The 25122-nt window shown below is 68.7% G+C and carries 20 protein-coding genes; 17 read left to right on the top strand and 3 right to left on the bottom strand.

The window, feature by feature from the left end:
• The 14 genes from N8888_RS18155 (at nucleotide 1) to N8888_RS18090 (ending at nucleotide 15565) form a co-directional block, all read left to right on the top strand.
• Complete coding sequence (locus N8888_RS18155; protein WP_053518078.1) at nucleotides 1–942, top strand: lysophospholipid acyltransferase family protein; 942 nt, start codon at nucleotides 1–3, stop codon at nucleotides 940–942.
• Nucleotides 932–2482 carry an HAL/PAL/TAL family ammonia-lyase gene (locus N8888_RS18150; RefSeq protein WP_065181425.1) on the top strand — a complete coding sequence of 517 codons (1551 nt, stop codon included), beginning with the start codon at nucleotides 932–934 and terminating at the stop codon, nucleotides 2480–2482. Before N8888_RS18155 ends, N8888_RS18150 begins: the two co-directional genes overlap by 11 nt.
• Nucleotides 2475–2891, top strand: coding sequence for an acyl-CoA thioesterase (locus tag N8888_RS18145; protein ID WP_414488004.1), 417 nt, complete (start codon nucleotides 2475–2477; stop codon nucleotides 2889–2891). Before N8888_RS18150 ends, N8888_RS18145 begins: the two co-directional genes overlap by 8 nt.
• Complete coding sequence (locus N8888_RS18140; protein WP_065174273.1) at nucleotides 2888–3517, top strand: outer membrane lipoprotein carrier protein LolA; 630 nt, start codon at nucleotides 2888–2890, stop codon at nucleotides 3515–3517. The genes N8888_RS18145 and N8888_RS18140 overlap by 4 nt, the downstream gene beginning before the upstream one ends.
• Complete coding sequence (locus tag N8888_RS18135; protein ID WP_263176385.1) at nucleotides 3510–5864, top strand: ApeM family transporter; 2355 nt, start codon at nucleotides 3510–3512, stop codon at nucleotides 5862–5864. Before N8888_RS18140 ends, N8888_RS18135 begins: the two co-directional genes overlap by 8 nt.
• A gap of 52 nt (nucleotides 5865–5916) precedes the next feature.
• A complete protein-coding gene (locus tag N8888_RS18130; protein ID WP_263176384.1) occupies nucleotides 5917–7167 on the top strand; it encodes an NAD(P)/FAD-dependent oxidoreductase in 1251 nt (416 codons plus the stop codon).
• Complete coding sequence (locus N8888_RS18125; protein ID WP_263176382.1) at nucleotides 7167–7712, top strand: ApeN family LolB-like membrane protein; 546 nt, start codon at nucleotides 7167–7169, stop codon at nucleotides 7710–7712. The genes N8888_RS18130 and N8888_RS18125 overlap by 1 nt, the downstream gene beginning before the upstream one ends.
• Nucleotides 7709–8893: a beta-ketoacyl-[acyl-carrier-protein] synthase family protein gene (locus N8888_RS18120; RefSeq protein ID WP_065174276.1), complete on the top strand. Its 1185-nt coding sequence runs from the start codon at nucleotides 7709–7711 to the stop codon at nucleotides 8891–8893. The genes N8888_RS18125 and N8888_RS18120 overlap by 4 nt, the downstream gene beginning before the upstream one ends.
• Nucleotides 8890–9345, top strand: coding sequence for a hotdog family protein (locus N8888_RS18115; RefSeq protein WP_053518092.1), 456 nt, complete (start codon nucleotides 8890–8892; stop codon nucleotides 9343–9345). Before N8888_RS18120 ends, N8888_RS18115 begins: the two co-directional genes overlap by 4 nt.
• Complete coding sequence (locus tag N8888_RS18110; protein ID WP_053518094.1) at nucleotides 9342–10073, top strand: 3-ketoacyl-ACP reductase FabG2; 732 nt, start codon at nucleotides 9342–9344, stop codon at nucleotides 10071–10073. Before N8888_RS18115 ends, N8888_RS18110 begins: the two co-directional genes overlap by 4 nt.
• Entirely contained in the window at nucleotides 10073–11311 is a 1239-nt protein-coding gene (locus tag N8888_RS18105; protein WP_065174278.1) for a beta-ketoacyl-ACP synthase, read from the top strand. Before N8888_RS18110 ends, N8888_RS18105 begins: the two co-directional genes overlap by 1 nt.
• A gap of 55 nt (nucleotides 11312–11366) precedes the next feature.
• Nucleotides 11367–11807, top strand: coding sequence for a hypothetical protein (locus tag N8888_RS18100; RefSeq protein WP_053518098.1), 441 nt, complete (start codon nucleotides 11367–11369; stop codon nucleotides 11805–11807).
• A gap of 160 nt (nucleotides 11808–11967) precedes the next feature.
• Nucleotides 11968–12228 carry a YcgL domain-containing protein gene (locus tag N8888_RS18095; protein ID WP_053518100.1) on the top strand — a complete coding sequence of 87 codons (261 nt, stop codon included), beginning with the start codon at nucleotides 11968–11970 and terminating at the stop codon, nucleotides 12226–12228.
• Nucleotides 12221–15565, top strand: coding sequence for an ankyrin repeat domain-containing protein (locus tag N8888_RS18090; RefSeq protein WP_128989955.1), 3345 nt, complete (start codon nucleotides 12221–12223; stop codon nucleotides 15563–15565). Before N8888_RS18095 ends, N8888_RS18090 begins: the two co-directional genes overlap by 8 nt.
• Before the next feature lie 87 nt (nucleotides 15566–15652).
• Here the strand turns inward: N8888_RS18090 and N8888_RS18085 are convergent, their stop codons facing one another.
• Entirely contained in the window at nucleotides 15653–17440 is a 1788-nt protein-coding gene (locus tag N8888_RS18085) for a monovalent cation:proton antiporter-2 (CPA2) family protein (RefSeq protein WP_053518104.1), read from the bottom strand.
• A 317-nt stretch (nucleotides 17441–17757) separates the two neighbouring features.
• Between N8888_RS18085 and mgtE the strand changes: the two genes are divergently transcribed.
• The 3 genes from mgtE (at nucleotide 17758) to N8888_RS18070 (ending at nucleotide 22824) form a co-directional block, all read left to right on the top strand.
• Entirely contained in the window at nucleotides 17758–19128 is a 1371-nt protein-coding gene (gene mgtE, locus N8888_RS18080) for a magnesium transporter (RefSeq protein ID WP_053518107.1), read from the top strand.
• A 98-nt stretch (nucleotides 19129–19226) separates the two neighbouring features.
• Nucleotides 19227–21953 carry a bifunctional acetate--CoA ligase family protein/GNAT family N-acetyltransferase gene (locus tag N8888_RS18075; RefSeq protein WP_263176375.1) on the top strand — a complete coding sequence of 909 codons (2727 nt, stop codon included), beginning with the start codon at nucleotides 19227–19229 and terminating at the stop codon, nucleotides 21951–21953.
• Nucleotides 21954–22122: 169 nt separating this feature from the next.
• On the top strand, nucleotides 22123–22824 hold the full coding sequence (locus tag N8888_RS18070) for an alpha/beta fold hydrolase (protein WP_263176374.1): 702 nt from the start codon (nucleotides 22123–22125) through the stop codon (nucleotides 22822–22824).
• Between the two features lie 116 nt (nucleotides 22825–22940).
• Here N8888_RS18070 and dkgB read toward each other — a convergent pair whose 3' ends face one another.
• Both dkgB and N8888_RS18060 read right to left on the bottom strand, forming a co-directional pair.
• Nucleotides 22941–23750 (bottom strand): 2,5-didehydrogluconate reductase DkgB, encoded by an 810-nt coding sequence (dkgB, locus tag N8888_RS18065; protein WP_128989949.1) that lies wholly within the window; start codon nucleotides 23748–23750, stop codon nucleotides 22941–22943.
• A 128-nt stretch (nucleotides 23751–23878) separates the two neighbouring features.
• Nucleotides 23879–25093 carry an MFS transporter gene (locus N8888_RS18060; protein WP_053518114.1) on the bottom strand — a complete coding sequence of 405 codons (1215 nt, stop codon included), beginning with the start codon at nucleotides 25091–25093 and terminating at the stop codon, nucleotides 23879–23881.
• Between the last annotated feature and the right edge of the window lie 29 nt (nucleotides 25094–25122).

The raw sequence follows: 25122 nt of genomic DNA, 5'->3' as shown, positions 1-25122 counted from the left end.
ATGGCCGCCCCCCAAGGTGCGCCGCACTGGGCCGACATCGGTGAATCCACATCGGTGGCCGGCGTGTTGTTCCTGTGCTGGGTGCATCGGTGGTTCGGGCGCTGGCCGTTCCGCCTGTGCGTGTGGCCGGTGGTGCTCTGCCACTGGCTGGGCAACCGCGTGGCCCGGCAGGCATCACTGCAGTATCTACAGCGCTTGCAGGCACACAGTGGCGCGCTGGGCCGCGAGCCGACGCGGCGCGACAGCCTGCGCCATTTCTTCGCGTTCGCCGACACCCTGCTGGACAAGATCCTCGGCCTGGGCGGACGCTATCCGCCCGAGCGCATCCAGCTGCGGCGCGATCTGGTGCTGGACAGGATCGCACGCCGCGAAGGCGGGCTGATCCTGACCGCCCACATCGGCTGCCTGGAGTTGTGCCAGGTGCTGGCCGAACAGGTGCCGGGGTTCCGCATCACCGTGCTGGTGCACACCGCGCACGCGCAGCGCTTCAATCGCCTGCTGCAGCGGTTGGACCCGCTGGCAACGGTGGAACTGGTGCAGGTCACCGCGATGGGGCCGGCCACGGCGATGATGCTGTCCGAGCGCGTGGCTGCCGGTGGCTTCGTGGCCATCGTCGGCGACCGCACGCCAGTGCAGGGTGGACGCAGCGTCACCGCGGATTTTCTCGGCCACCGTGCCCCGTTCCCCATCGGTGCCTACGTGCTGGCGGCGGCACTGGGCTGCCCGGTGTACACCATGGCCTGCCTGCATGAAGGCCAGGGGTACCGGGTCGCCTTCGAGCAGTTCGCCGATCGCATCGTGCTGCCGCGTGGCTCGCGGGACGCGGCACTGGCAGGGCAGGCGCAGCGTTTCGCGCAGTGGCTCGAACTGCAGGTCATCCAGTCCCCGCTGGACTGGTTCAATTTCTTCCCCTTCTGGGATCAGGCTCCGCATGACGACTGACGCCGTACCCGTGTGCCGCTTTGGCGACGCACCGTTGACCATCGAAGACGTGGTGGCGCTGGCCCATCGCCAGTGCGAGGCCGCACTGAGCGAGGCCCCGGCCTTCCGTGCCCACATCCAGCGCGGTGCCGATTTTCTCGACCGCCTGCTGCGCGAGGACGGGGTGATCTACGGCGTGACGACCGGCTACGGCGATTCGTGCACGGTGAACATCCCGCCGGCGCTGGTGGCCGAGTTGCCGCACCACCTGTACACCTACCATGGCTGCGGACTGGGCCGTTACCTGGACCCGGCCGAGACCCGCGCGGTGCTGGCTGCCCGTCTGGCGTCGCTGGTGCGTGGCATGTCCGGTGTCAGCGTAGCCCTGCTGGAAGGCCTGGCCACACTGTTGCGGCATGACGTGCTGCCGATGATCCCGGCGGAGGGATCGGTCGGCGCCAGCGGTGACCTGACGCCGCTGTCATACGTGGCGGCGGTGCTGTGCGGCGAGCGCGAGGTCCTGCACGATGGCCGCGTGCAACCGGCTGCCGGAGTACTGGCGAGCATCGGCATGGTCCCGCTGAAGCTGCGGCCGAAGGAAGGCCTTGCGATCATGAACGGCACTGCGGTGATGACCGGCCTGGCCTGCCTGGCCTGGCAGCGTGCCGACTACCTGGCGCGCCTGGCCACCCGCCTGACCGCATTCAACGTGCTGGCCAGCGACGGCAACGCGCACCATTTCGACGAGACCCTGTTCGCGGCCAAGCCGCATCCGGGCCAGGCCCGCATCGCCGCACGGCTGCGCCGCGACCTGCACAGCGAACGGCCGCCGCGCAACGAACAGCGCCTGCAGGATCGTTACTCGCTGCGGTGCGCCCCGCACGTGATCGGCGTGCTGGAAGACAGCCTGCCCTTCCTGCGGCAGCTGATCGAAACCGAGCTGAACAGCGCCAACGACAACCCGCTGATCGATGCCGACGGCGAGCGCATCCTGCACGGCGGCCACTTCTACGGCGGCCATATCGCACTGGCAATGGACACGCTGAAGAACACCGTGGCCAACCTTGCCGACCTGCTCGACCGGCAGCTGGCGCTGGTGGTGGATGCGCGATACAACCACGGCCTGCCCGCCAATCTGTCGGCGGCTACCGGCCCGCGGGCAGCAATCAACCACGGGCTGAAGGCACTGCAGATCAGCGTCTCGGCGTGGACCGCCGAAGCGTTGAAGCAGACCCTTCCGGCCAGTGTGTTCTCGCGCTCGACCGAATGCCACAACCAGGACAAGGTCAGCATGGGCACCATCGCCGCGCGCGACTGCCTGCGTGTGATCGAACTGACTGAACAGGTGGTGGCGGCGATGCTGATCGCCGCCCGCCAGGGCCTGGCACTGCGCGAGCGGGTTGGCCTGAACGCGCAGCTGCATGGCAGTCTGGCCGACATGTATGTGGACCTGGGGCAGCGCATCGCGCTGGTCGAGGAAGACCGCGCGCTGGATCGCGAACTGCGGGAACTGCTGGTGGAGATCCGCGCGCAACGTTGGGAACTGTATTCCGGTGAATGACCTGGTCTGTGAAATCGAGCTGCGCCCCGCCTTCCACGACTGCGATCCGATGAACGTGGTCTGGCATGGCAACTACTTCAAGTATCTGGAGATTGCCCGGTGTGCGCTGCTGCAGCGCCACGACTACGACTACCCGCAGATGCTCGCATCGGGCTACCTGTGGCCGGTGGTCGATGCGCGCGTGAAATACGTGCGACCGCTGCTGTTCAACCAGCGGCTGCTGGTGCGTGCACGCATCGTCGAATGGGAGAACCGGCTGAAGATCGACTACGAGATCCTGGATGCGGAGAGCGGCCAGGTGGCCACCCGGGCCATGACCATCCAGGTCGCGGTGGATGCCGCCAGCAAGGAGATGCTGTACCAATGCCCGCCGGTACTGTGGGAACGTCTGGGAGTGCCCGCGCCATGAACATGCTCGCCCGTCTTCCAGGCGTGCTGCTGTGCGCGCTGTTGCTGGTGGCCGCACCGCGTGTACAGGCGGCCGATCCTGCCGTCGACGCGATCACCCAGGCGGTGGCGCGTCCGGAGGTGCTGCGTGGCCAGTTCAGCCAGGAAAAGCAGGTCAGTGGCTTCAGGAATCCGCTGCGCTCGCACGGCCGGTTCGTGGTCGCGCGCCAGCACGGTGTGATCTGGACCACGCTCACGCCGTTCCCCTCCGAGGTGGTGGTCACCGCCGACCGCATCCTCAGCCGCCAGCGCGATGGCAGCACCCGCGTTGAACTCGATGCACGGCAGCAGCCGGCGATGCGCTCGGTGAATGCGATCATGTTCGCGCTGATGAGTGGCGACGTGCAGGCACTCTCCGGCCAGTTCAACGTGGCGGCCAGCCGTGAAGGGCAGGGCTGGCGCCTGCGTTTGACACCGAAGTCGGCGATGCTGGCCAAGGCCTTCGAGTCGCTGACGCTGCAGGGTGACCGCTATGTGCGCCAGGTCGAGATCGTCGAGGCGAACAAGGACCGCACGCAGATCCAGTTCAGCGCGTTGAGTGAAGCCCCCGCCACGCTGAACCCCGACGAGGCGCGCCGCTTTGAGTGACGCCGTGGCGTTGAACGCACCGGACCGGTTGCGGCGTTGGTGGCATTGGCTGGGCATCGCCTGGCTGGTGTTGCTGCTGGTACTGGGCGTGCAGCAGTGGCGCCTGTGGAGCCAGGAACCGCGGATCGATACCGACATCCTCGCGCTGTTGCCGCAGGATGCACATGACCGCCTGTTGAGCGATGTCACCCGGCGCATCGCCGATGGCAGTTCGCGGCAGGTGGTGGTGCTGCTCGGCAGCCAGGATGGCGCCGCCGCCAAGCGGGCGCAGGCCGCGTTCGCTGCGGCCATGGCTGGAGATGCCGAGAGCGCTTTGCTGGTGCCCAGTGGGTCCATTGAAGGCTGGTTCGACGAGGCGCGTGCGTTCTACGCGCCGTATCGCGACCGCCTGCTGACCCCGGCCCAGCGTGACCAGCTGCAGAGCACGGAAACCGGTGCGCTGGCCGAACAGGCACTCGCCGCGCTGTACGGGCCGATGGGTGCGCCGCGGCTCACCGAATGGCGGCAGGATCCGCTGTCATTGTGGCCGCAGTGGTGGCAACAGCAGGCGCAGGGTTCGGGCTTGCGGCTGGGTGATGATGGCCTGCTTGAAGCCGAGGGCAAGCATTGGGCGGCGCTGCAGTTCGATACGCCGGGTTCGGCGTTCCAGCTCGATGGCGAGCGCCATCTTGATGGCCTGCTGGAGCGGGCCGGGAAGGCGGCCAGGGCCGCAGCGCCCGAGCTGGAAATCCTGCATGCCGGCGTGCCGCTGCACGCCGAAGCCGCTGCGGTGCAGGCCAACCGCGAGATCAACACGATCGGTTGGGGCTCACTGGCCGCGGTACTGCTGCTGGTGTGGCTGGCGTTCCGTTCGCTGCGGCCGATCCTGCTGGTGGCCGCGTCGCTGCTGATCGGTTGCGGCGTGGCGCTGGCGGTGACCGTGCTGGTGTTCGGCAAAGTGCACGTGCTGACCCTGGTGTTCGGTGCATCGCTGGTGGGTGTAGCGGAGGACTACGGCATCCACTGGTTTGCGTCGCGCCAGGCCGAACCGGCCGACCGTCGCTGGAAGCTGCTGCGGCATCTGCTGCCCGGCCTGTGGCTGGCGCTGTTGACCAGTGCGCTGGCCTACCTCGCGTTGGGCCTGGCCCCGTTCCCGGGCCTTCGCCAGATGGCGCTGTTCTCGGTGGTGGGCCTGGCAGCAGCGTTCCTCACGGTGATCTTCTGGTTCCCGTGGCTCGACGGTGGCGAGATCCGCCAGACCCGCTTCTCGCACTGGCTGGGCAATACGCTGGAACGTTTCCCGCGCGTGCACGGCCGGCGCCCGGTGGCGATCTTCGTGGTGGCCGCGCTGGCGCTGTCCGCGGTGGGCATCGCGCGCCTGCAGAGCAACGACGACCTGCGCAGCCTGCAGTCGTCTCCACCGGCGCTGATGGCCCAGCAGATCCGCCTGAGCCAGCTGCTGGGCATGCCCAGCCCGGCACAGTTCTACCTGGTGCAGGGCAGCGATGCCGCCCAGCTGTTGCAGCGCGAAGAGGCGTTGACCGAACGCTTGCGTGTACTGGCCGATGACAAGCGCATTGGTGGCTACCGCGCGATCAGTGACTGGCTGCCATCACCGGCCCGGCAGCAGGCCGATGCTGCGCTGACCGCGAAGGTGGAGCCCGGCGTGCTGTCGGCTGTGTCCGAAGCCGTGGGCGAGCCGCTGCTGCGACCGCAGTTTGCCGCAGCGCCGCTCACCGCCGACGCCTTCCTGGCCTCGCCAGCCTCGCAGCCGTTCCGCCACCTGTGGGTGGGTAAGGTCGGTGGGCAGATGATCAGCGTGGTGATGGTCGATGACCTGTCGCGTGCCGATGCTCTGGCCACGCTGGAACGTGCCGCCGAAGGCCTGCCCGGCGTGCGCTGGGTAGACCGAACCTCCGATTTCTCCACGCTGCTGGGCCACTACCGCAAGCTGATGGGCGGGCTGCTGCTGGTCGGCATCGCATTGGTGTTCGGCGCGCTGTGGCTGCGCTATCGCCGCCAGGCCTGGCGCGTGTTCGCCCCGACCCTGATCGCCGGTGCGCTGACCCTGGGCCTGCTGGGCCTGTTCGGCCAGCCGCTGCAGCTGTTCAACGTGCTGGCGCTGATGCTGCTGCTGGGCATGGGCATCGACTATGGCATCTTCCTGATCGAGCATCGTGGCGACGCCAGTGCATGGCTGGCGGTGTGCGTGGGTGCGGCCAGTACCTGGCTGTCGTTCGGCCTGCTGGGCCTGTCGCAGACTCCGGCGCTGCGCGCGTTCGGCCTGACCCTGCTGTTCGGTATCGGGCTGGTCTGGCTGATCTCGCCGCTGTTCCGGCCGCCGCCGCATGATCTGCCGGCGGCCTGAGTCCGCCTTCGGCTCTTCTTCTCTCCCTCTATCGAGCAACAAGGACGCCCCGATGAGTACTGCTGTGGATGCTGTGGAACGCACCGAAATCCTGATCATCGGCGCCGGACCGGCCGGTTCCGTTGCTGCTGCGATGCTGCGCCGGCAGGGTCGCCAGGTGTTGATGATCGAACGCCAGCAGTTCCCGCGTTTCTCGATCGGTGAAAGCCTGCTGCCGCAGAGCATGGAGTACATCGAAGCGGCAGGCCTGTTGCAGGATGTGGTCGAAGCCGGCTTCCAGCACAAGAATGGCGCGGCCTTCGTGCATGGCCAGGCGCGTACCGCATTCGACTTCAGGAAGAAGTTCTCGCCCGGCTGGGGCACCACCTACCAGGTGCAGCGCGCCGACTTCGACAACGTGCTGGCGCGGGGCGCCGAGCGGATGGGTACCACGCTGCGTTTCGGCGACGAGGTGCTGTCGGTCGAGCCGGGCGAGCAGCCTGCCGTCAACGTGCGCCGTCCCGATGGCAGTGAGTACCGCATCGAGGCCGATTTCATCCTCGACGCCTCCGGCTTCGCGCGGTTGCTGCCACGCCTGCTGGATCTGGAGTCACCCTCCAACTTCCCGGTGCGTGGCGCGATCTTCTGCCACGTGCGTGACAACATTCCGGCCGAAGCGGACTTCGACCGCAACAAGATCCTCATCACGACCCACCCCGAGCACATCGACGTCTGGTACTGGACGATCCCGTTCTCCAACGGCTGCTGCTCGCTGGGCGTGGTGGCCGAGCCCTCGTTCTTTGATCGCTACGAAGGCGACGAGCTGCAGAAGCTGCAGGCCATCGTCGGCGAGGATCCGAACCTGACCCGCCTGCTGGCCAATGCCGAATGGGCGGTGCTGCCGGTACGCCGCATCACGGGCTATTCGGCCAATGTCCGTTCGCTGTGGGGCCCGGGCTATGCGCTGCTTGGCAACGCTGGCGAGTTCCTCGACCCGGTGTTCTCCTCGGGCGTGACCATTGCCTTCAAATCGGCGCAGCTGGCCAGTGAGTGCCTGGCGCGCCGTTATGCCGGGCAGGCTGTGGACTGGGAGGCCGAGTTCTCCGTTCCGCTGCGTGCCGGCGTGAAAACCTTCCGTCGTTTCGTCGAAAGCTGGTACCAGGGCGGCTTCCAGAAGATCATCTACCACCCCGACCCGCAGCCGGACGTGCGCGACATGATCAGTTCCATCCTGGCCGGATACGCCTGGGACACCAACAACCCCTACGTGGCCGACCCCAGCGGCCGTCGCATGCGCGTGCTGGAGGAACTGTGCGGCGCCTGATGGCCCTTTCCGCTGCAGTGCTGCTGTGCCTGCTGCTGGTCGCCTGTGCCGGGCGCATGCCACGCCCGCAGGTGCAGCTGCCACCGCTGCGGCTGTCGCCGGCCAGCCTGCCAGCGCCGCTGGCACTGCAGCAGCAGCTGCATTTCCGGTTCGGCAGCCATGAGCGCGATCTCGATGCGCTGCTCGAAGCCGACGCACAGCAGGTGCGGCTGGCGGTGCAGGCCATGGGCCAGACCGGCGTGCGCCTGCAGTGGGATGGCCGGCAACTGACCCAGCAGCGTGCGCCGTGGCTGCCTCCGCAGGTGCGTGCCGAACGCGTACTGGATGACCTGCAGTTCGCGTTGTGGCCGACCGCGGCGATCGCTGCGGCATTGCCGGCGGGCTGGGAGGTCAACGATGACGGCCGCCAGCGCAGCCTGTCCCGCAGCGGTACGGTCTGGCTGCAGCTGCGGCGCCTGGACGATGGCAGCGTCCAGCTGGAGAACCGTGCCGAGGGTTACGCCCTGCGCATCGAATCGATCGACATGGCCGGGCAGGCGCGATGAATACACCGATCTACCTGAACGACCTCGGCCTGGTCTGCGCGCTGGGCGAAGGCCGCGGCGCCGTGGCATCGGCGATGTTCGCCGATGCTCCGGGCGGCCTGAGCGACAACGACCGCCTGCTGCCGGGGCGTACCCTGGCGCTGGGTGAAGTGCGCACGCCACTGCCGACGCTGGAAGACCTGCCGGTATCCCTGCGCGGGCGCAACAATGCATTGCTGGAGGTCGCGCTGGCGCAGATCGCGCCTGCGGTGAGCGCGGCCATTGCACGCCATGGCGCTGATCGGGTGGCGGTGGTGCTGGGCACCAGCACCTCCGGCATCGGCGAATCGGAGCAGGCACTGCGGACCCATGCGGAGCAGGGCTGCTGGCCTGAAGGTTTCGATTACGCACAGCAGGAAATGGGCACCACCGCGCAGTTCGTGCGTCAGCGCAGCGGCGCGCAGGGCCCGGCGTGGACCCTGTCCACCGCCTGTTCGTCCAGTGCCAAGGCGCTGATGTCGGCCGCGCGAATGCTGCGTGCCGGCACCGTCGATGCGGTCATCGCCGGGGGTGCCGACTCGCTGTGCCGCTTCACCGTGGCAGGCTTCAATGCGCTCGAATCGGTCTCGGCAGTGCGCTGCAATCCCTTCTCGCAGCATCGTGCCGGCATCAACATCGGCGAGGGCGCTGCGCTGTTCCTGCTGACCCGCGAACCTGGCCCGGTATGCCTGGCCGGATGGGGCGAGTCCGCCGATGCACATCACATGTCGGCGCCGGATCCGCAGGCCCTTGGCGCAATCGACGCCCTGCAGCAGGCGCTGCATCGTGCCGGCTGGTCGCCCGCCGATGTCGACTACGTGAACCTGCACGGCACTGCCACCGGCCACAACGATGCGATGGAAAGCCTGGCGGTGGCGCAGGTACTGGGCAATGACGTTCCCTGTAGTTCCACCAAGCCACTCACCGGCCACACCCTGGGTGCGTCGGGGGCGATCGAGGCGGCGCTGTGCTGGATCGTGCTTGCCGAGAACTGCCGGCAGCAGTTGCCACCGCACTGGTGGGATGGCATCGCTGATCCGGCTCTGCCGCCGCTGCCGCTGGTGGCGCCGGCCACCTTCCTGGCGCAGCCGCCCCGGCGCGTGCTGAGCAACTCGTTCGCCTTCGGCGGCAGCAACGCCGTGCTGGCACTGGAGTGCGGATGAATACGGTGTATGCCATTGAAGACGTGGTGCCCCACCGGCAGGACATGTGCCTGCTGGAGCGCATCATGCACTGGGACGAGGACGGCATCGAGGCCGAGCTGGTCGTGCCGGCGAGCGGGCTGTTCGTCGAGGATGGGCAGGTGCCGGCCTGGATTGGCATCGAATACATGGCGCAGGCCATCGCGGCCTGGGCCGGCTGCCGTGCACGCGCTGCCGGCAACCGGCCGCAGCTCGGATTCCTGCTGGGCAGTCGCCGTTATGGCAGCCAGCGCAGCGGTTTTCCGGTGGGCAGCCGCCTTCGCGTACAGGCGCGCTGCGAGCTGTTGGGCGACAATGGACTGGGGATGTTCGCCTGCCGGATCCTGGCAGGCGACGAAGAATGGGCGACCGCCAACGTGTCGGTGTACGAACCTGCCGACGCGATGGCCTATCTGGAGAGTGGACAGGCATGACAGGGAATCGGAGCGTGCTGGTCACCGGCGCCAGCCGGGGCATCGGCCGGGCCATCGCGCTGCGCGTCGCGCGCGATGGGTTCGATGTAGCCGTGCACTGCCGCAGCCGCGTGGACGAGGCGCAGGCAGTGGTGGACGAAATCCAGGCACTGGGCCGGCAGGCCCGCGTGCTGGCGTTCGATGTGGCCGACCGGGATGCAGCACGCGGCGCATTGGAGGCCGATGTCGAGGCGCACGGCGCGTACTACGGCGTGGTGTGCAATGCCGGCATCGCCCGCGACGGCGCATTTCCTGCGTTGTCGTCCGAAGACTGGGACCAGGTCATCCACACCAACCTGGACGGCTTCTACAACGTGCTGCATCCGCTCATCATGCCGATGGTGCGGCGGCGCCGGCCCGGTCGCATCGTCACCCTGTCGTCGGTGTCCGGGCTGGCCGGCAACCGCGGCCAGGTCAACTACAGCGCGGCCAAGGCCGGCATCATCGGTGCCACCAAGGCGCTGGCGCTGGAGCTGGCGAGCCGCCAGATCACCGTCAACTGCGTGGCCCCGGGCCTGATCGAGACCGAAATGCTCAACGATGAAGTGGTCGAACACGCCCTGAAGCTGATTCCGGCCGGCCGCGTGGGGCATCCCGATGAGGTGGCCGCAACGGTCGCGTTCCTGCTGTCCGAGCCGGCCGGCTACATCACCCGGCAGGTGATCTCGGTCAACGGGGGCATGCTCTGATGGCCGCTGATCGTCGCGTGGTGGTGACCGGTGCCGCTGCCATCAGTCCGCTTGGCCACGACTGGCCCACCATCCACGCGCACCTGCGCAGCTGCCGCAACGCAGTGCGCACCATGCCGGAATGGGACGTCTACGCGGGCCTGAACACCAAGCTGGCCGCGCCCGCGCAGGACTTCACGCTGCCGCCGAACTACAACCGCAAGACCACCCGCTCGATGGGCAAGGTCGCGATCATGTCGGTGCGCGCCACCGAGATGGCCCTGCGCGAGGCCGGCCTGCATGAGCATCCGGTGCTGCGCAGCGGCCGCACCGGCGTGGCCTACGGTTCGTCCTCCGGCAGCCACGAAGCGACCGGCGAGTTCGGCCGCATGCTCAACGAGTTCACGACCGATGGCATCAGTGCCACCACGTACCTGAAAATGATGAGCCATACCGCGCCGGTCAACATCGGCGTGTTCTTCGGCCTGTCCGGGCGTGTCTACACCACCTCCAGCGCCTGCACGTCAGGCAGCCAAGGCGTCGGAGCGGCGTATGAAGCCATCCGCAGCGGCAAGCAGACGGTGATGGTGGCCGGCGGTGCCGAGCAGCTCGACGCCACCGCTGCAGCGGTGTTCGACACCCTGTTCGCCACCAGCGTGCGCAACGATGCGCCGCAGTCGACGCCGCGGCCCTTCGATGCAGGCCGCGACGGCCTGGTACTGGGCGAGGGCGCCTGCACGCTGATCCTGGAGGACATGGAGCACGCCCTCGCACGCGGTGCGTCCATCCTTGCCGAGGTGGTCGGCTACGGAACCAACAGCGACGGCCAGCACGTCACCCAGCCCAGCGCCGACACCATGGCCCAGGCCATGCGCCTGGCCCTGGAGGACGCCGGGCTCGACGCGGCGCGGATCGACTACGTCAACGCCCACGGCACCGCCACCGATCACGGCGACATCGCCGAGACACAGGCCACCGCGCAGGTGTTCGGCAGCCGCGTACCGATCAGCTCGCTGAAGAGCTACGTCGGGCATATGCTCGGCGCGTGCGGAGCGTTCGAAGCCTGGCTGAGCATCGAGATGATGCGTGCCGGCTGGTTCGCGCCGACCCTCAACCTGGCCGAGGTCGATCCGCGCTGCGGCCAGCTGGACTTCATCACCGGGCACGGCCGCGATCTGCAGGCCGAGTACGTGATGAGCAACAACTTCGCCTTCGGCGGCATCAATACCTCGCTGGTATTCCGCCGCTGGAGCGAATGACCCCCGCACCCCATCCGCACCACCCCCAACGCACCCCGGACAAGGAGATGTTTCGATGCGCCGCACCCTGATGATCGCCAGTGCCACCCTTCTGCTGGCTGTGACTGCCACGGCTTCCGCCCGTGACACCCGAGTCGAGCAGTCCCTGCAGGAACTTGTCAGCTCGCAGGCCGCCCGCGATGCCGGCATCGATGGCAGCGTGCGCTTCTATCTGGCCGGGCAGCCGGTCAGCGTGCAGCAGCGTCTGGGTGAAGACGTCACCAACCGGAAGACCAACGCCGCCAACAAGAGCGATGCCGAAGCCTGCCGCTGGGTGGCGCTGTCGGCGCTGCGCGCACTGCAGGACGGCGCCCGCTCGCGTGGCGCCAATGCGGTGGTCGACATCGTCAGCTACTACAAGAAGAACGAGTTCAGGAGCGCGAGCAACTACGAGTGCTGGGCGGGCACGTTCGTGGCCGGCGTCGCCCTGAAGGGCACCTACGCCAAGGTCAAGTAAGCATCCGTGTGGCGGCGGCCGAGGCTGAACGCCGCCGCCACATTGCTGAACCCCGCCGGGGAAACGCCGTCGATCCTGCCGGCATCGTCGGCCGACGGCTTTCCCCGGTGTCGGCTTTCCGACACAATCAGGGCTCTTCCCGGGTTATCGTCCCGTGGACATGCACGCCTACGTCTATAAAAGCCAACTCAAGCCGGACACCTTCGTCTACGTTCCCCGACGCGATGACTTCAGCGCGCTGCCTGCGCCGCTGGTGGCGTCGCTGGGCACGCTCACCTTCGTCCTGGACGTGGCCCTGGAGCCGCAGCGCCGCCTCGCCCAGGCCGATCCGGCCAAGGTGCGCAGCGAAATGAGCGAACGCGGGTTCTACCTGCAGGTGCCGCCGTCGGTGACCAGCATGATGCCGCGCCACAATGACTGAGCTTTCCCGTCCGCGCGCCCTGTCGATCGCCTTCGTCCTGGGTGCCCTGCTGGCGCTGGGTGCCGCCGTCGGCGGCCTGCCGGGGGCGGTGCTTGCTGCGCTGGCGCAGCCGGCGTATGCCCTGGGCATTTCGTGGTGGCGGCGCAGCCGTGCGGTACTGCCGCCGAAGTTGATCGCGCAGCAGGACCTGCCGGCCCTGCTGGCGCTGTGGACCGCCGCGCCGGTACTGCTGGCCCTGCTGCTGGCCTGGCCGCTGGCGGCACTGCGCGACAGCGGCAGCCTGGCGGCGGTGCTCGGGCTGAGCGTGCTGGTCAGTGCCGGTTTGCTGGCGGCCTGGCGTACGTGGCCGCTGTGGAATGATGTCGAGCGGCTGGATGGCAGCCTGGCGCAGCACTGGCAGGCGTTGGCCGGCCGTGACCTCACCGCCTGGCGTGGCCTTGTCGTGGCCGCGCTGGTGATCGCGCTGGCCGCACTGGTGGTGTTGCCGGCATGGCCAGGGCTGCTGCCGGAAAGCGCGCGCTGGCCCGCCACGTTGACCGTGCTGCTGGGGTCGCCGTTGCTGCATCTGCTGCTGCAGCGGGTCGCACCGGCGCCACTGGTGTCGCTGCGCGTGAACCCGGGCCCGCTGGCCGATGCCGGTGCGACACACGCGCCGCTGTTCCCCGCTGCCAGCGAGACCACGCCGCTGGAGGCGATGGCCCCGCAGGAACTGACGCCTGCGCTGCATGAAGCGGCGCGCCACGGTCGCATCGACCGGGCGCTGCAGCTGCTGCAGGCCGGCGCGGACCCGCACGCGTTGCCGGACCCGAACTGGCGTGATCAGCGCAGCCTGGCGGTACTGGCGGCGGTGTTGCCGGACCTGCGCCTGCTGCGTGAACTGATTGCCCGCGGGGTCGATGTGAACGCGCCGCACCGGGGCATGACGCCGCTGCTGGCGGCCACCCGCGACAGCTGGCATGGTCGCCCCGAAGCCGTGATGACCCTGCTGGCCAATGGCGCCGATTCTCGCGCTACCGACAGCGAGGGCAACACGCCGCTGCACCACGCGGCTCGAAGCTCCGACCCCGGCGTTGCCGCGCTGCTGCGCGATGCCGCGGCCGAAGTGGATGCACTCAACCACGAGGGCTGGTCCCCGCTGGCCGTGGCCTGCCAGGTAGGCAACTGGCGCCTGGCCCGCTTCCTGCTCGAACGCGGTGCCCGCACCGAGCCGGCGGACGGCACGCCGGTCCTGCTCGCCGCAGCCGCCACCGAAGACGATGATCCGGCCGGCGTGCAGCTGCTGCTCAAGCACAAGGCGCGTGCGGATGCGCGCGACCGCCAGCGTCGCAGCGCACTGCACGAAGCGGCCCTGGCCGGCCACGTTGAAATCATCGGCGTGCTGCTCGCTGCCGGTGCAAACCTGGAAGCACGCGACGCGCTCGGTCGCACGCCGTGGCTGGAGGCCGCGCGTGCCGGTCGCGCCGCCGTCATCGAACACCTCCTGCCGCACAAGCCCGACCTGGTGGCTGTCGATGGCGAGGGCCGCAACGCGGTGCAGCTGGCGGCCATGGCCGATACGGTTTCGCCCCTGCTGGTCAAGCGCCTGGTCGAACTGGGCATCACCGCCGATGCGGCCGATCCGGTCGGTCGGCGTGCGGTCGACTACGCGGCCGAAGCCGGTCGCTGGGCCATCGTCGCGCTGCTTGATCCGTCCTATCCGCTGCCTGCGGCGGTCAGCGATGGCCTGGCCGAGCGCGGTGAGGCCGCCAGCGCCAGTGGCCTGCTGCCTGATCGACCGCCGCTGACCCTGCTGCGCGAAGCACTGGGCTTCGGCAACACCGATGGCATGGCCGCCCTGGCCAGGCTGTGCCAGCCGCAGGAGCTGGGCAGCCTGCTGCTGGATCCGGAGCTGGCGCTGGAGCCGCGTGCCGTGGATTGGCTGCTGGCCCATGGTGCCGACCCCTATGTGCGTGATGCCTGCGCCGACACGCCGATGTTCGCGCTGCTGTCGCGCGGCGTCGATGCGGTGCCGGCGCTGCAGGTCATGCTGCAGCATGGCCTGTCGCCGGCCGGCCGCGGCGGCCTGGCCCGTTTCCTGGCCGCCTGCGCGCAGCACGATCAGGCGGCCCGCGGACTGGAACAGCTGGCGCTGGAACTGCTGGAGCGGGGTGCTGATCCGTTCGCCGCATCGCCGGCAGGCGATCCGCCGCTGTCGTTGGCGGTGCGCCTGGGCTGGCTGCGCCTGCAGCAGGCCCTGCTCAAGACCGGTGTCGACCGTGAGGCGCGCGACAGCCATGGCATGACCGCCCTGCACCTGGCGACCGCGCTGGCCCGGGAAGGTGCGCTGAAGCTGCTGGTACAGCACGGCGCCTCGCCGGAGGCACGCGCCGCCGATGGCCAGACCCCCTTGGGTGTGGCGCTGTCGAGTGGTCGTCGTGATCTGGCCGACTGGCTGGACTGGCGGGTGTGGCCACTGCCACGCCGTACCCTGCGCGATGCCGACCTGCCCTCTGCGGCGATGGCCGGCGATGTCGATGCGGTGCGTCGCCTGATCGATCTGGGGTTCGCCGTTGATGCCGTGGATGCGCAGGGCTGCACGGCGCTGCTGCGTGCCGCCGGCGGCGGCCATCTGGCGGTGACCGACCTGCTGCTGGCACGGGGCGCCGATCCGCAGCACGCAGCGGCCAGCGGCGCAACGCCGTTGTCGGCCGCGGTCAGCATGCGCCAGGTCGAGATCGTGTCGGCCCTGCTCGATGCCGGTGCCAAGCTCGAACACCGGCTGCCGGGGGGAGTGACCGTGCTGATGCTGGCCTCCGCGCTGGGCCTGCCGGACATCGTCGCGCGCCTGCTGACCGCAGGTGCCGATGTACACGCCGGAGACGCGCAGCAACTGGGCCCGCTGCACTGCGCGGCCCTGTACGGCTTCAGCGCACGTGACCGCCCGCGGTTGCTGGCGTTGCTGGACACGCTGCTGCTGGCCGGTGCCGAACCGGACCAGGCCGCCGCCGGTTCGGTCACACCGCTGCTGCTGCTGCTGGGAGCGCGCGCCGAGCCGGGTACGGCCTGCGACGAGCAGGTGGTGATGGCCGCGGTGGAGCGTCTGCTGGAAGAGGATGTCAGCCTGGACGTGCGCGATCCGCGTGGTTTCGGCCCGCTGCACCTGGCGGCGCTGCACGGCCTGCCGCTGCTGGTACAGCGCCTGCTGCGTGCCGGCGCCGACCCAGACGTGCGGGACAGCCTGAACCGCAGTCCGCGCGAGATCGCCGTGATGCGTGGCTTCATCGACGTTGCCGGCGAGTTCGAGCCGCGCGTACCGGGCGTGTCCTCGATGGCCCGGTTCCTGCGCGACAACGGCTGAGAATCGGGGGTCAGAACCCTTTCCGTTGGAAAGGGCTCTGACCCCGATCATGCGGAATGCCGATGATGCTCGGCAGCCCTTTCGCCGTCAGCGCTGCGTGTCGCCGTCGCTTTCCGCGTCGGCCTCGAACAGATGCATCAGGTCGTTGCGGGCATCGCGCGAGGTCTGGATCACGGCCGCCTCGTCGTCGTACACCAGGTACTGGTCGCGCAGCAGCTGTTCGTCGTGTTCGCGGAAGCGCTGCACATGGCGTTGGGCAACCTCGGGTGCCACCCCCAGCGCGGTCAGCACGCGACCGCTCATTTCCAGGCTGGTAGCGAACACTTCGCGGAACGGTTCGGCCGACATGTCCATCAGTCGCCATGCATGCTGGCGGTTGCGCGCACGTGCCAGCACCTTCGCCTCCGGATACAGGCGCCGCACCATCCGTACCGCACGCAGATTGGTCTCCGGGTCGTCCACGGTGATCACGAACACATCGATATGTTCACCACCGGCGGCGCGCAGCATCTCCGGGCGCGTCGGATCGCCATAGTAGAGCTGGTTGCCGAAGCGACGCAGGTCGGCCACCGTGTCCGGGTTCGCTTCCAGTGCCACGAACGGCACCTTCTGTGCGGTCAGCAGGCGCGCGATCACCTGGCCGACGCGGCCCATGCCGGCAATCAGGACTTTCGGCCGGTTGTCCGGCGCGACCTTGTCGGCGTCGGCCGCGGCGCGCGGGGCCACCTTCTCCTGTCCGAGCAGCCGCATCAGGGCGATCATCAGCAGCGGCGTGATCGCCATCGACAGGCCGACAATGGCCACCAGCCGGTCGTGGTTGGCGTTGCCCAGCAGATGCGCGCGCTGCGCCTCGTTGAACACCACGAAGGCGAACTCGCCGCCCAGCCACAGCACGCTGCCCAGCAGCAGCGATTGCCGCGAACCCAGCCGGGCGATGCGGCCGATGGCATAAAGCAGACTGAACTTGACCACCAGCAGGATGGCCACGCCTGCGGCGATCAGCCACGGTTCGGCGGCGATGCGGTCGAGATCGATGCCCATGCCGACGGCGATGAAGAACAGGCCCAGCAGCAGGCCCTTGAACGGCTCGATCTGCGCTTCCAGCTCGTGCCGGAACTCGGAATCGGACAGCAGCACGCCGGCCAGGAACGCACCCAGGCTGGGGCTCAGGCCGGCCTCCTGCATGAACCACGCCGTGCCCAGCACGACCAGCAGGGCGGTGGCGGTGAATACCTCCGGGCTGCGGGTACGGGCGATGACACCGAACAGCCGGCGCAGGACCGGCCGCCCGCACAGGATCACCACGGCCAGCGCGCCCAGCGCCACTGCGGCATCCTCCCAACGCAGCGTCTGGTTCTTGACGCCGCCCAGCAGCGGGATGGCCGCCAGCAGCGGGATAGCGATCAGGTCCTGGAACAGCAGGATGGCAAAGCCGAGCCGGCCGTGGTCGCTGTTGATCGCCTTGTGCTCGGACAGCAGCTGCAGGCCCACGGCCGTGGAGGACAGCGCCAGCGCCACGCCCACCACCAGCGCGCTCTTCCACTGGAAGTGATCGAGCAGCAGCAGGCCGCCCAGTACCAGGCCGGACAGCGCCACCTGCGCGGCACCGGCGCCGAACACCGAGCGCCGCATCACCTTCAGGCGGGCCGGCGACAGTTCCAGCCCGATCACGAACAGCAGCATCACCACGCCGATCTCGGCCGCACCGAGGATGCGGTCGGCGTCCTGCACGAAGCCCAGCCCATCCGGCCCCAGCACCACCCCCGCGGCCAGGTAGCCCAGTACCGCGCCGAAGCCGAAGCGCTTGAACACCGGCACCGCGATGACGGCCGCCAGCAGCAGGACCAGGGCCAGTTCCAGACCGCCGCTATGCATGGGAATACCTGGTCATCGCAGAGGCCTGCCGTACGTGGGTGCGGGGAGGAGAGGGGCGGCGGACGCCGCTGCGACATTATGCGCGCCGCATCGTGCACGCGCGGCAATGGCCGCTGCGGGTTGACCTGCGCGGCCGGCAGGTCCAGACTGCCCGCCGCTGGCGGCCTGCCGCCGGCACACGCATCCCGGAGTTCCCAACCCATGTCCAGCGACAGTAGAAGTCGACCTCGTTCGACGCCAGCGATGGCCACCGCCTGACATCGGGACGGTTCGCCTGCGTTGGCGTTGCGCGAGGTCGCACCCCACAAGGCAAACCGATGAACCAGAAGCAATTGCTGCGTCCAGTGGCCGATGCCGCTGCATTGGCGGCACCGCTGGCGGACTACAACACCGCCGACGCGGTGGAGTTCCTCAACACGCTGGAGCTGCAGCGCGCTGCCGACACGCTGGCGGCGCTGCCGCTGCCGCGTGCAGTGAAGATGCTGGAAGCCCCCGAACTGCATCGCAGCGGCGAGCTGGTGGCCGCGCTGCCGCCGGCGCGGGCCGCTGCGCTGCTCGGGCTGATGGCCGACGACCGCGCCACCGACATCGTTCACGAACTGGATGAGGACGAGCGCGCGCGGCTGATCCCGTTGCTGGGCGCCGATGCCCGCCAGGCCATCCAGACGCTGCTCGGCTACCCGCCAAACACGGCCGGTGCGCTGATGACCACCGAGTACGTCGCCGTGCCGGCCAGCTGGACGGTGGCGCAGACGCTGCAGCACATCCGCCAGGTCGAGCGCACGCGCGAGACGGTGTACGCGATCTACGTCCTGGACCCGGCCAGCCAGCGTCTGCAGCAGGTGGTGACCATGCGCCGCCTGATCACCGGCCTGCCCGAGGAGTCGATCCTCGAGGTGGCCCAGGTCAATCCGCCGGTAACCGTGGACGCGTTGATGGACCAGGAAGAGGTGGCGCGACTGATCCGTCGCCACGACCTGCTGGCCATTCCGGTGGTCGATGCCAGCCAGCGGATGCTGGGCATCGTCACCGTGGACGACGTGCTTGATGCGCTGATCGAGGAATCCACCGAAGACGCGCACAAGTTCGGCGGCATGGAAGCGCTGGACAAGCCGTACATGCAGATCGGCTTCCTGGAGATGCTGCGCAAGCGCGCCGGCTGGCTGAGCGTGCTGTTCCTGGGCGAGATGCTGACGGCCAGCGCCATGCAGCACTACGAGGACGAACTGGCACGCGCGGTGGTGCTGACGTTGTTCATCCCGTTGATCATGAGTTCCGGCGGCAACTCCGGCTCGCAGGCCACCTCGCTGCTGATCCGCAGCCTGGCGCTGCGCGAGCTGCGCCTGCGCGACTGGTGGAAGGTGGCCCTGCGCGAGATTCCGACCGGCATGGTGCTGGGTGCCATTCTCGGTGCCCTGGCGATTGTCCGCATCGTCATCTGGCAGCTGGGTGGCCTGCACGACTACGGCGAGCACTGGGTGCTGCTGGCGATCACGATCGGTGCGGCGCTGGTGGGCATCGTCACCTTCGGGTCATTGTCGGGTTCGATGCTGCCGTTCGTGCTCAAGCGGCTGGGATTCGACCCGGCCAGCGCATCCGCCCCGTTCGTGGCCACGCTGGTCGACGTGACCGGGCTGGTGATCTATTTCAGCATCGCCGCGATGATCCTGCGCGGCACGCTGCTGTAGGGCCCTGTCGCCCCGCATGCGGCGGGGCGCCGCATCCCCCGCCTGCTTTGTTGCGCTGGATCATGCGCCTGTTGCGCGGGTGCGTGTACCGTAGGCGCATGAGTACCTACCACCTGCAGTCAGTGTTCCGCCCGCAGTCGGTCGCAGTGATCGGCGGCAGTCCGCGCGAGCGCTCGGCCGGCCGCGCGGTGATGCGCAACCTGCGCGGTACGGGCTTCCCCGGCAAGGTGGCGTGGATCAACCCGCGCCACGCCGAAATCGATGGCATCCGCACGGTGAAGCGGCTGAAGGATCTGGACTGGGTGCCGGATCTCGTGGTGATCACCGCGCCGGCCGCCATCGTGCCGCAGGTGGTGCGTACCGCGGCCGAGCGGGGTGTGCAGGCGGCGATCATCCTCACCGCGCATCTGGGGGATGGCCCGGGTTCACTGTCGGCGCAGGTGGAGGCCGTGGCCCGCCGGCACGGTCTGCGCATCCTGGGCCCGCATTGCCTGGGTGTGATCGCGCCGCATGCACGGCTCAACGCCAGCATCGCCGCACACTTCCCGCAGGCTGGCGATCTTGCGTTGATCTCCGAGTCCTCGGCGATCGCCGCGGCGCTGGTGGAATGGGGCGTGGCGCGTTCGGTGGGATTCTCCGCCGTGGTCTCGCTGGGCGATACGCTGGACGTCGACTTCGGCGATCTGCTGGACTATTTCGCCACCGATTACCGCACGCGCGCCATCCTGCTCTACGTCGAACAGATCAAGGACGCGCGCAAATTCATGTCGGCGGCGCGTGCGGCCGCACGCGCCAAGCCCGTGGTGGTGGTGAAGTCCGGCCGCAGCGAGCGCGTGCAGCCTGGCAGCCGCGATACCCATGTGCAGGCGCTTGCACGAGCCGATGATGTCTACGGCGCTGCGTTCAACCGCGCCGGCCTGCTGCGCGTGGGTGCCCTGGACGAGCTGTTCACCGCCGCAGAGACCCTGGGCCGGCTGGGTACCTTCCCGGGCCGTCGGCTGGCCATCCTCAGCAATGGGGGGGGCGTCGGCCGGCTGGCCGTGGACCAGCTGGCCGCGCTGCGCGGAACCCTGGCGAACCTGTCCGACAGCACGGTCGAAAAGCTCGATGCGGTGCTGCCGCAGGGCTGGTCGCGCAGCAATCCGGTGGATATCGTGGTGGATGCCGATGGTGATCGCTATGCCGCGGCCATCGAGGCCCTGCTGGCCGACAACGAGAACGATGCGGTGATGGTGGTCAACGTACCGACGGCGTTCACCTCCTCGGCCGACGCCGCGCAGGCGCTGACCCGCACCCTCGGCCTGCGCCCGCGCCACCATCGTGACAAGCCGGTGTTCGCCGTGTGGCTGGGCAACGATGACCAGGCCACCGCCACGCTCAATGCGGCGCGCGTGCCGACCTATCCCACCGAAGCCGAAGCGGTACGTGGCTTCCAGCATCTGGTGCGCTATCGGGAAGCGCAGAACGCACTGATGGAAACCCCGCCGAGCCTGCCGCAGGACTTCAGCGTGGATGCGGCCGCGGCGCGCACGCTGGTCGAGGCCGCGCTGGCCAACGGCCAGCAGTGGCTGGACCCGTTGGCCACGCACGAGCTGCTGAAGGCCTATGGCATTCCCTCCGCGCCGGTGATGCATGCGCGCGACGCGCACGAGGCCATGGATCTGGCGCAGCCGCTGCTGGAGCGGGGTGCGACCGTCGCCTTGAAGATCCTGTCACCGGACATCCCGCACAAGTCCGAAGTGGACGGCGTGCGCCTGAACCTGTCGACGCTGCCGGCGGTGCAGGCTGCGGCCAAGGCGATCCTGTCGCGTGCACGCCAGCTGCGCCCGGATGCACGCATCGACGGTCTGCTGGTGCAGCCGACCATCGTCCGCCCGAAAGCGCGTGAACTGATCGTGGGCATCGCCGATGACGCGACCTTCGGCCCGGTGATCGTGGTCGGTCGCGGCGGCACGGCGGTGGAGGTGATCAACGACAAGGCACTGGCCTTGCCGCCGCTGGATCTGCGCCTGGCCCACGAGCTGATCGGGCGTACCCGTGCGTCGCGGATCCTAAAGGCCTATGGCGATGTTCCCGCTGCCGATGAGCGCGCACTGGCCCTGGCGCTGGTGAAACTGGCGCAGCTGGCCGCCGACATTCCGGAAGTGCGCACGCTGGATATCAATCCGCTGCTGGTCGATGGCAAGGGCATTCTCGCTCTCGATGCACGCGTCGCCATCGCGCCTTCGCGCATCCTGCACAAGGGTCGCGGCCATCCGCGCTTCTCGGTGTTCCCGTATCCGAAGGAGTGGGAGCGCACCATCGAGCTGTCCGATGGCGGTCACGCCTTCGTGCGCCCGGTGCGCCCCGAGGACGACGCGCTGTTCCGCGCGTTCTTTGCCCGGGTCAGCGACGAGGATCTGCGCCTGCGCTTCTTCCAGTCGGTGAAGCACTTCAGCCACGAGTTCATCGCCCGTCTGACCCAGCTCGACTATGCGCGCTCGATCGCGCTGGTGGCCATCGAACCGCGCAGCGGCGAGATGCTCGGCGCCGTGCGCCTGCACGCGGATGCGGATTATCACCGCGGCGAGTACGGCATCCTGATCCGCTCCGACCTGAAGGGCCATGGCATCGGCTGGCGCCTGATGGCGATCATGATCGAGTATGCGAAGTGGCTGGGGCTGCACATGGTCGAGGGACAGGTGCTGCGCGAGAACAGCACCATGCTGGCGATGTGCCAGAGCCTGGGCTTCAAGACCCGGCTGGACCCGGACGACCCGACGGTGATGGTGGTGACCCTGCCGGTGCAGCAGGTGGACGTTCCCGAGGTACCGCCGGTGGCGTGAGGGTTCCTCATCGGTAGCGCCGGGCCGTGCCCGGCGGTCCCCCACGCAATCGCTCCACCACCGCCGTGCGGTAGCACAGCACTCCGGTCCGGCCGGTCATCCCATCGGCGGCGTCGTAATGCAGCAGTGATCGTGGCATACCGTCCGTGCGGTTGCGACAATGCGGGCCATGACTGACCGCATCCCCTTGCTGCTGCTCCCCGGCCTGCTCAACGATGCCGAGCTGTGGCGCGCGCAGCTGGCCGACCTGGCCGATATCGCCGAGTGCAGCGTGGGCGACCAGACCCGCGGCGCGACCCTGCTGGCGGTGGCCGAGGATGTGCTGGCGCAGGCACCTGCGCGCTTCGCGCTGGCCGGGTTCTCGCTGGGAGGCTTCGTTGCCCAGCAGATCCTGCGCGTGGCACCGGAGCGGGTGCTGCGGCTGGCGCTGATCGATACCTCGATCCACGCCGATTCGCCGGAGCGTGCCGAGCAGCGTCGCAGCCAGCGCGCCAGCGTGCGCCTGCCCGGGAAGTTCCATGGATTCGGTGACGCCCTGATGCGCAGCTACATCGATGCCTCGCGGCTGGACGACTATGTACTGGTGCAGCGCGTGCGCGACATGACGGCGCGTCTTGGCGCGGAGGTGTTCCTGCGGCAGAGCGCGCTGGAACGTCGTGACGGCCACGATGTGCTGGCCGGATATCGCGATCCGCTGCTGATCGTGTGCGGTGCCAACGACCGCATCACGCCATTGGCGGTGAGCGAGGAGATGCACGCGCTGGTACCGCACTCGCAGCTGGTGGTGGTGCCCGACTGCGGGCACCTGGCGCCGATGGAGAAGCCGGATGAGGTCAGTGCGGCGATGCGCGGGTGGCTGCTGCAGGACTGAAGGGCCCGCCGGGCATGGCCCGGCGCTACCTGTGGCGATCCGGTAGCGCCGGAGCGCGCCCGGCGGCCCCCATCGTCATCGTCCGGTAGCGCCGGGCCGTGCCCGGCGGCTTCGGCTCAGTCCCAGGCCGGCGCGATGCCTTCCGGATTGGCCAGCCGATGCCCGCGGTCGAGCCTGGCAATCTGTGCCATGTCCTCCTCGGTCAAACGGATGGCCGCCGCTTCCAGATTGGAGGCCAGGTTCTCGCGCCGGGTCGAGGACGGAATCACTGCAAAGCCCTGCTGCAGTGCCCATGCCAGTGCGATCTGTGCCGGCGTGGCCTGGTGGCGGCCGGCGATGGCCTGGATCACCGGGTCCTTGATGACTTCGCCATAGGCCAGGCTCATGTAGGCGGTGACAGGGATGCCGTTTTCCTGCAGGAACTTCACCAGCAGGCGATTCTGCAGGTATGGATGGATCTCGACCTGATTGGTGGCGATGGCGTCGGCGCCGAGGATGCCGATCGCCTTGCGGGTCTGCGCGATGGTGAAGTTGGAGATGCCGATCTCCCGGGTGAGGCCCTGCGCCCTGGCTTCGGCCAGCGCCGGCAGGTACTCCTCCATCGGCACGTCGACCTTGTCGTTCGGTGAGGGCCAGTGGATCAGCGCCAGATCGACATGGTCGGTGCGCAGCTTCTTCAGGCTGTCGTGCAGGCTGGCCAGCAGCGCATCGCGCTTGAACTCGGTGATCCAGACCTTGGTGGTCAGGTAGATCTCGTCACGCGGCACGCCGGATTCGGCGATGGCCTGGCCGACCTCGGCCTCGTTGTCGTAGATCTGCGCGGTATCGATGGCGCGGTAACCGACGTCCAGTGCGTTGCGTACCGAGTCGATCACAGTCTGGCCTTTCAGGCGGAAGGTGCCGAGACCGAAAGCGGGGACAGTCATGGGGGAACTCCAGCTAATGGGGGGAAGGGCGCGGTAGATCCGCACAAGGGTAGGGCAGGGCCTGCATGCATGCCGGCAACGGTGCATTGCGCAGGCGTGGAGATGCGTCGGTAGTGAGCGGCGTCGTATCAGTGTGCGGTGATCGCGGTGCCCTCGGCGCGGTCGTCGATGCCGTCCCGACGGTCCAGGCGGCCGCTGAGCACGGTCAATGCATAGGCACCCACCACCACCAGCGCGCCCAGCCACGGCGTATGCATCAGGCCGACGTTCTCCACCACCAGACCACCCAGCGATGCGCCCAGGGCGATGCCGATGTTGAATGCAGCGATGTTCAGTCCGGATGCCACGTCGGTGGCCTGCGGCGCATAGCGCTGCGCCTGCTTGACCACATAGACCTGCAGTCCGGGCACGTTGCCGAAGGCCACCGCACCCAGGGCCAGCACCGTCAGCAACATCAACACCGTGTTGTAGGCGGTGAAGGTGAGCGCCAACAGGACCATGGCCAGCAGGGCGAAGATGCGCCTGAGCGCCGGAACCGGACCCATGCGGTCGGCCATGCGGCCGCCCCACAGATTGCCGATCGCCACCGACACGCCATACACCAGCAGCACCAGGCTGACCGCGTTGGCCGAGAAGCCGGTGACGTCCTGCAGGATGGGCGCCAGGTAGGTGAAGGCCAGGAACGTGCCGCCGTAGCCCAGTGCCGTCATCGCGTAGACCAGCAGCAGGCGCGGCTGGGCCAGCACGGCCAGCTGCTGGCGGAAGCGGGCGGGCGCGCTCTGCGGCACAGTGCGCGGCACGAACAGCGCCGCGCCGACCAGGGCGATCACACCCAGGCCGGCCACGGCCAGGAAGGTCGCGCGCCAGCCCAGGTGCTGGCCGATGAAGGTGCCCAGCGGCACGCCGGTCACCAGTGCGACGGTCAGCCCGGTGAACATGATCGCGATCGCGCTGGCGGCCTTTTCTTTCGGCACCACCGCCGTGGCGATGATCGAGCCGATCGAGAAGAACACGCCATGGGCGAGGCCGGTCAGGATGCGGGCGACAATCAGCGAGGCGTAGCCCGGTGCCATCCAGGCGATGACGTTGCCCAGCGTGAACAGCGCCATCAGTGCTACCAGCAGGGTCTTGCGCGGCACGCGGCCGGTCAGCGCAGTCAGCACCGGCGCGCCGATGGCTACGCCCAGGGCGTACAGCGAGACCAGCAGGCCGGCCGAAGGCAGGCTGACCTGCAGGTCGGCGGCGATGGTCGGAATCAGGCCGACGATGACGAATTCGGTGGTGCCGATGGCGAAGGCGCCCAGGGTCAGCGCCAGCAGGGCGAGAGGAATGCCGCGGATCATGGCGGGCTCCGGAGGAAGGAAGGCGCGCA

The organism is Stenotrophomonas maltophilia (genome assembly GCF_025642255.1).
Classification (GTDB): domain Bacteria; phylum Pseudomonadota; class Gammaproteobacteria; order Xanthomonadales; family Xanthomonadaceae; genus Stenotrophomonas; species Stenotrophomonas maltophilia_P.
Note: the sequence above shows the minus strand (reverse complement) of the source record. Positions and strands in the feature narration are given on the sequence as shown.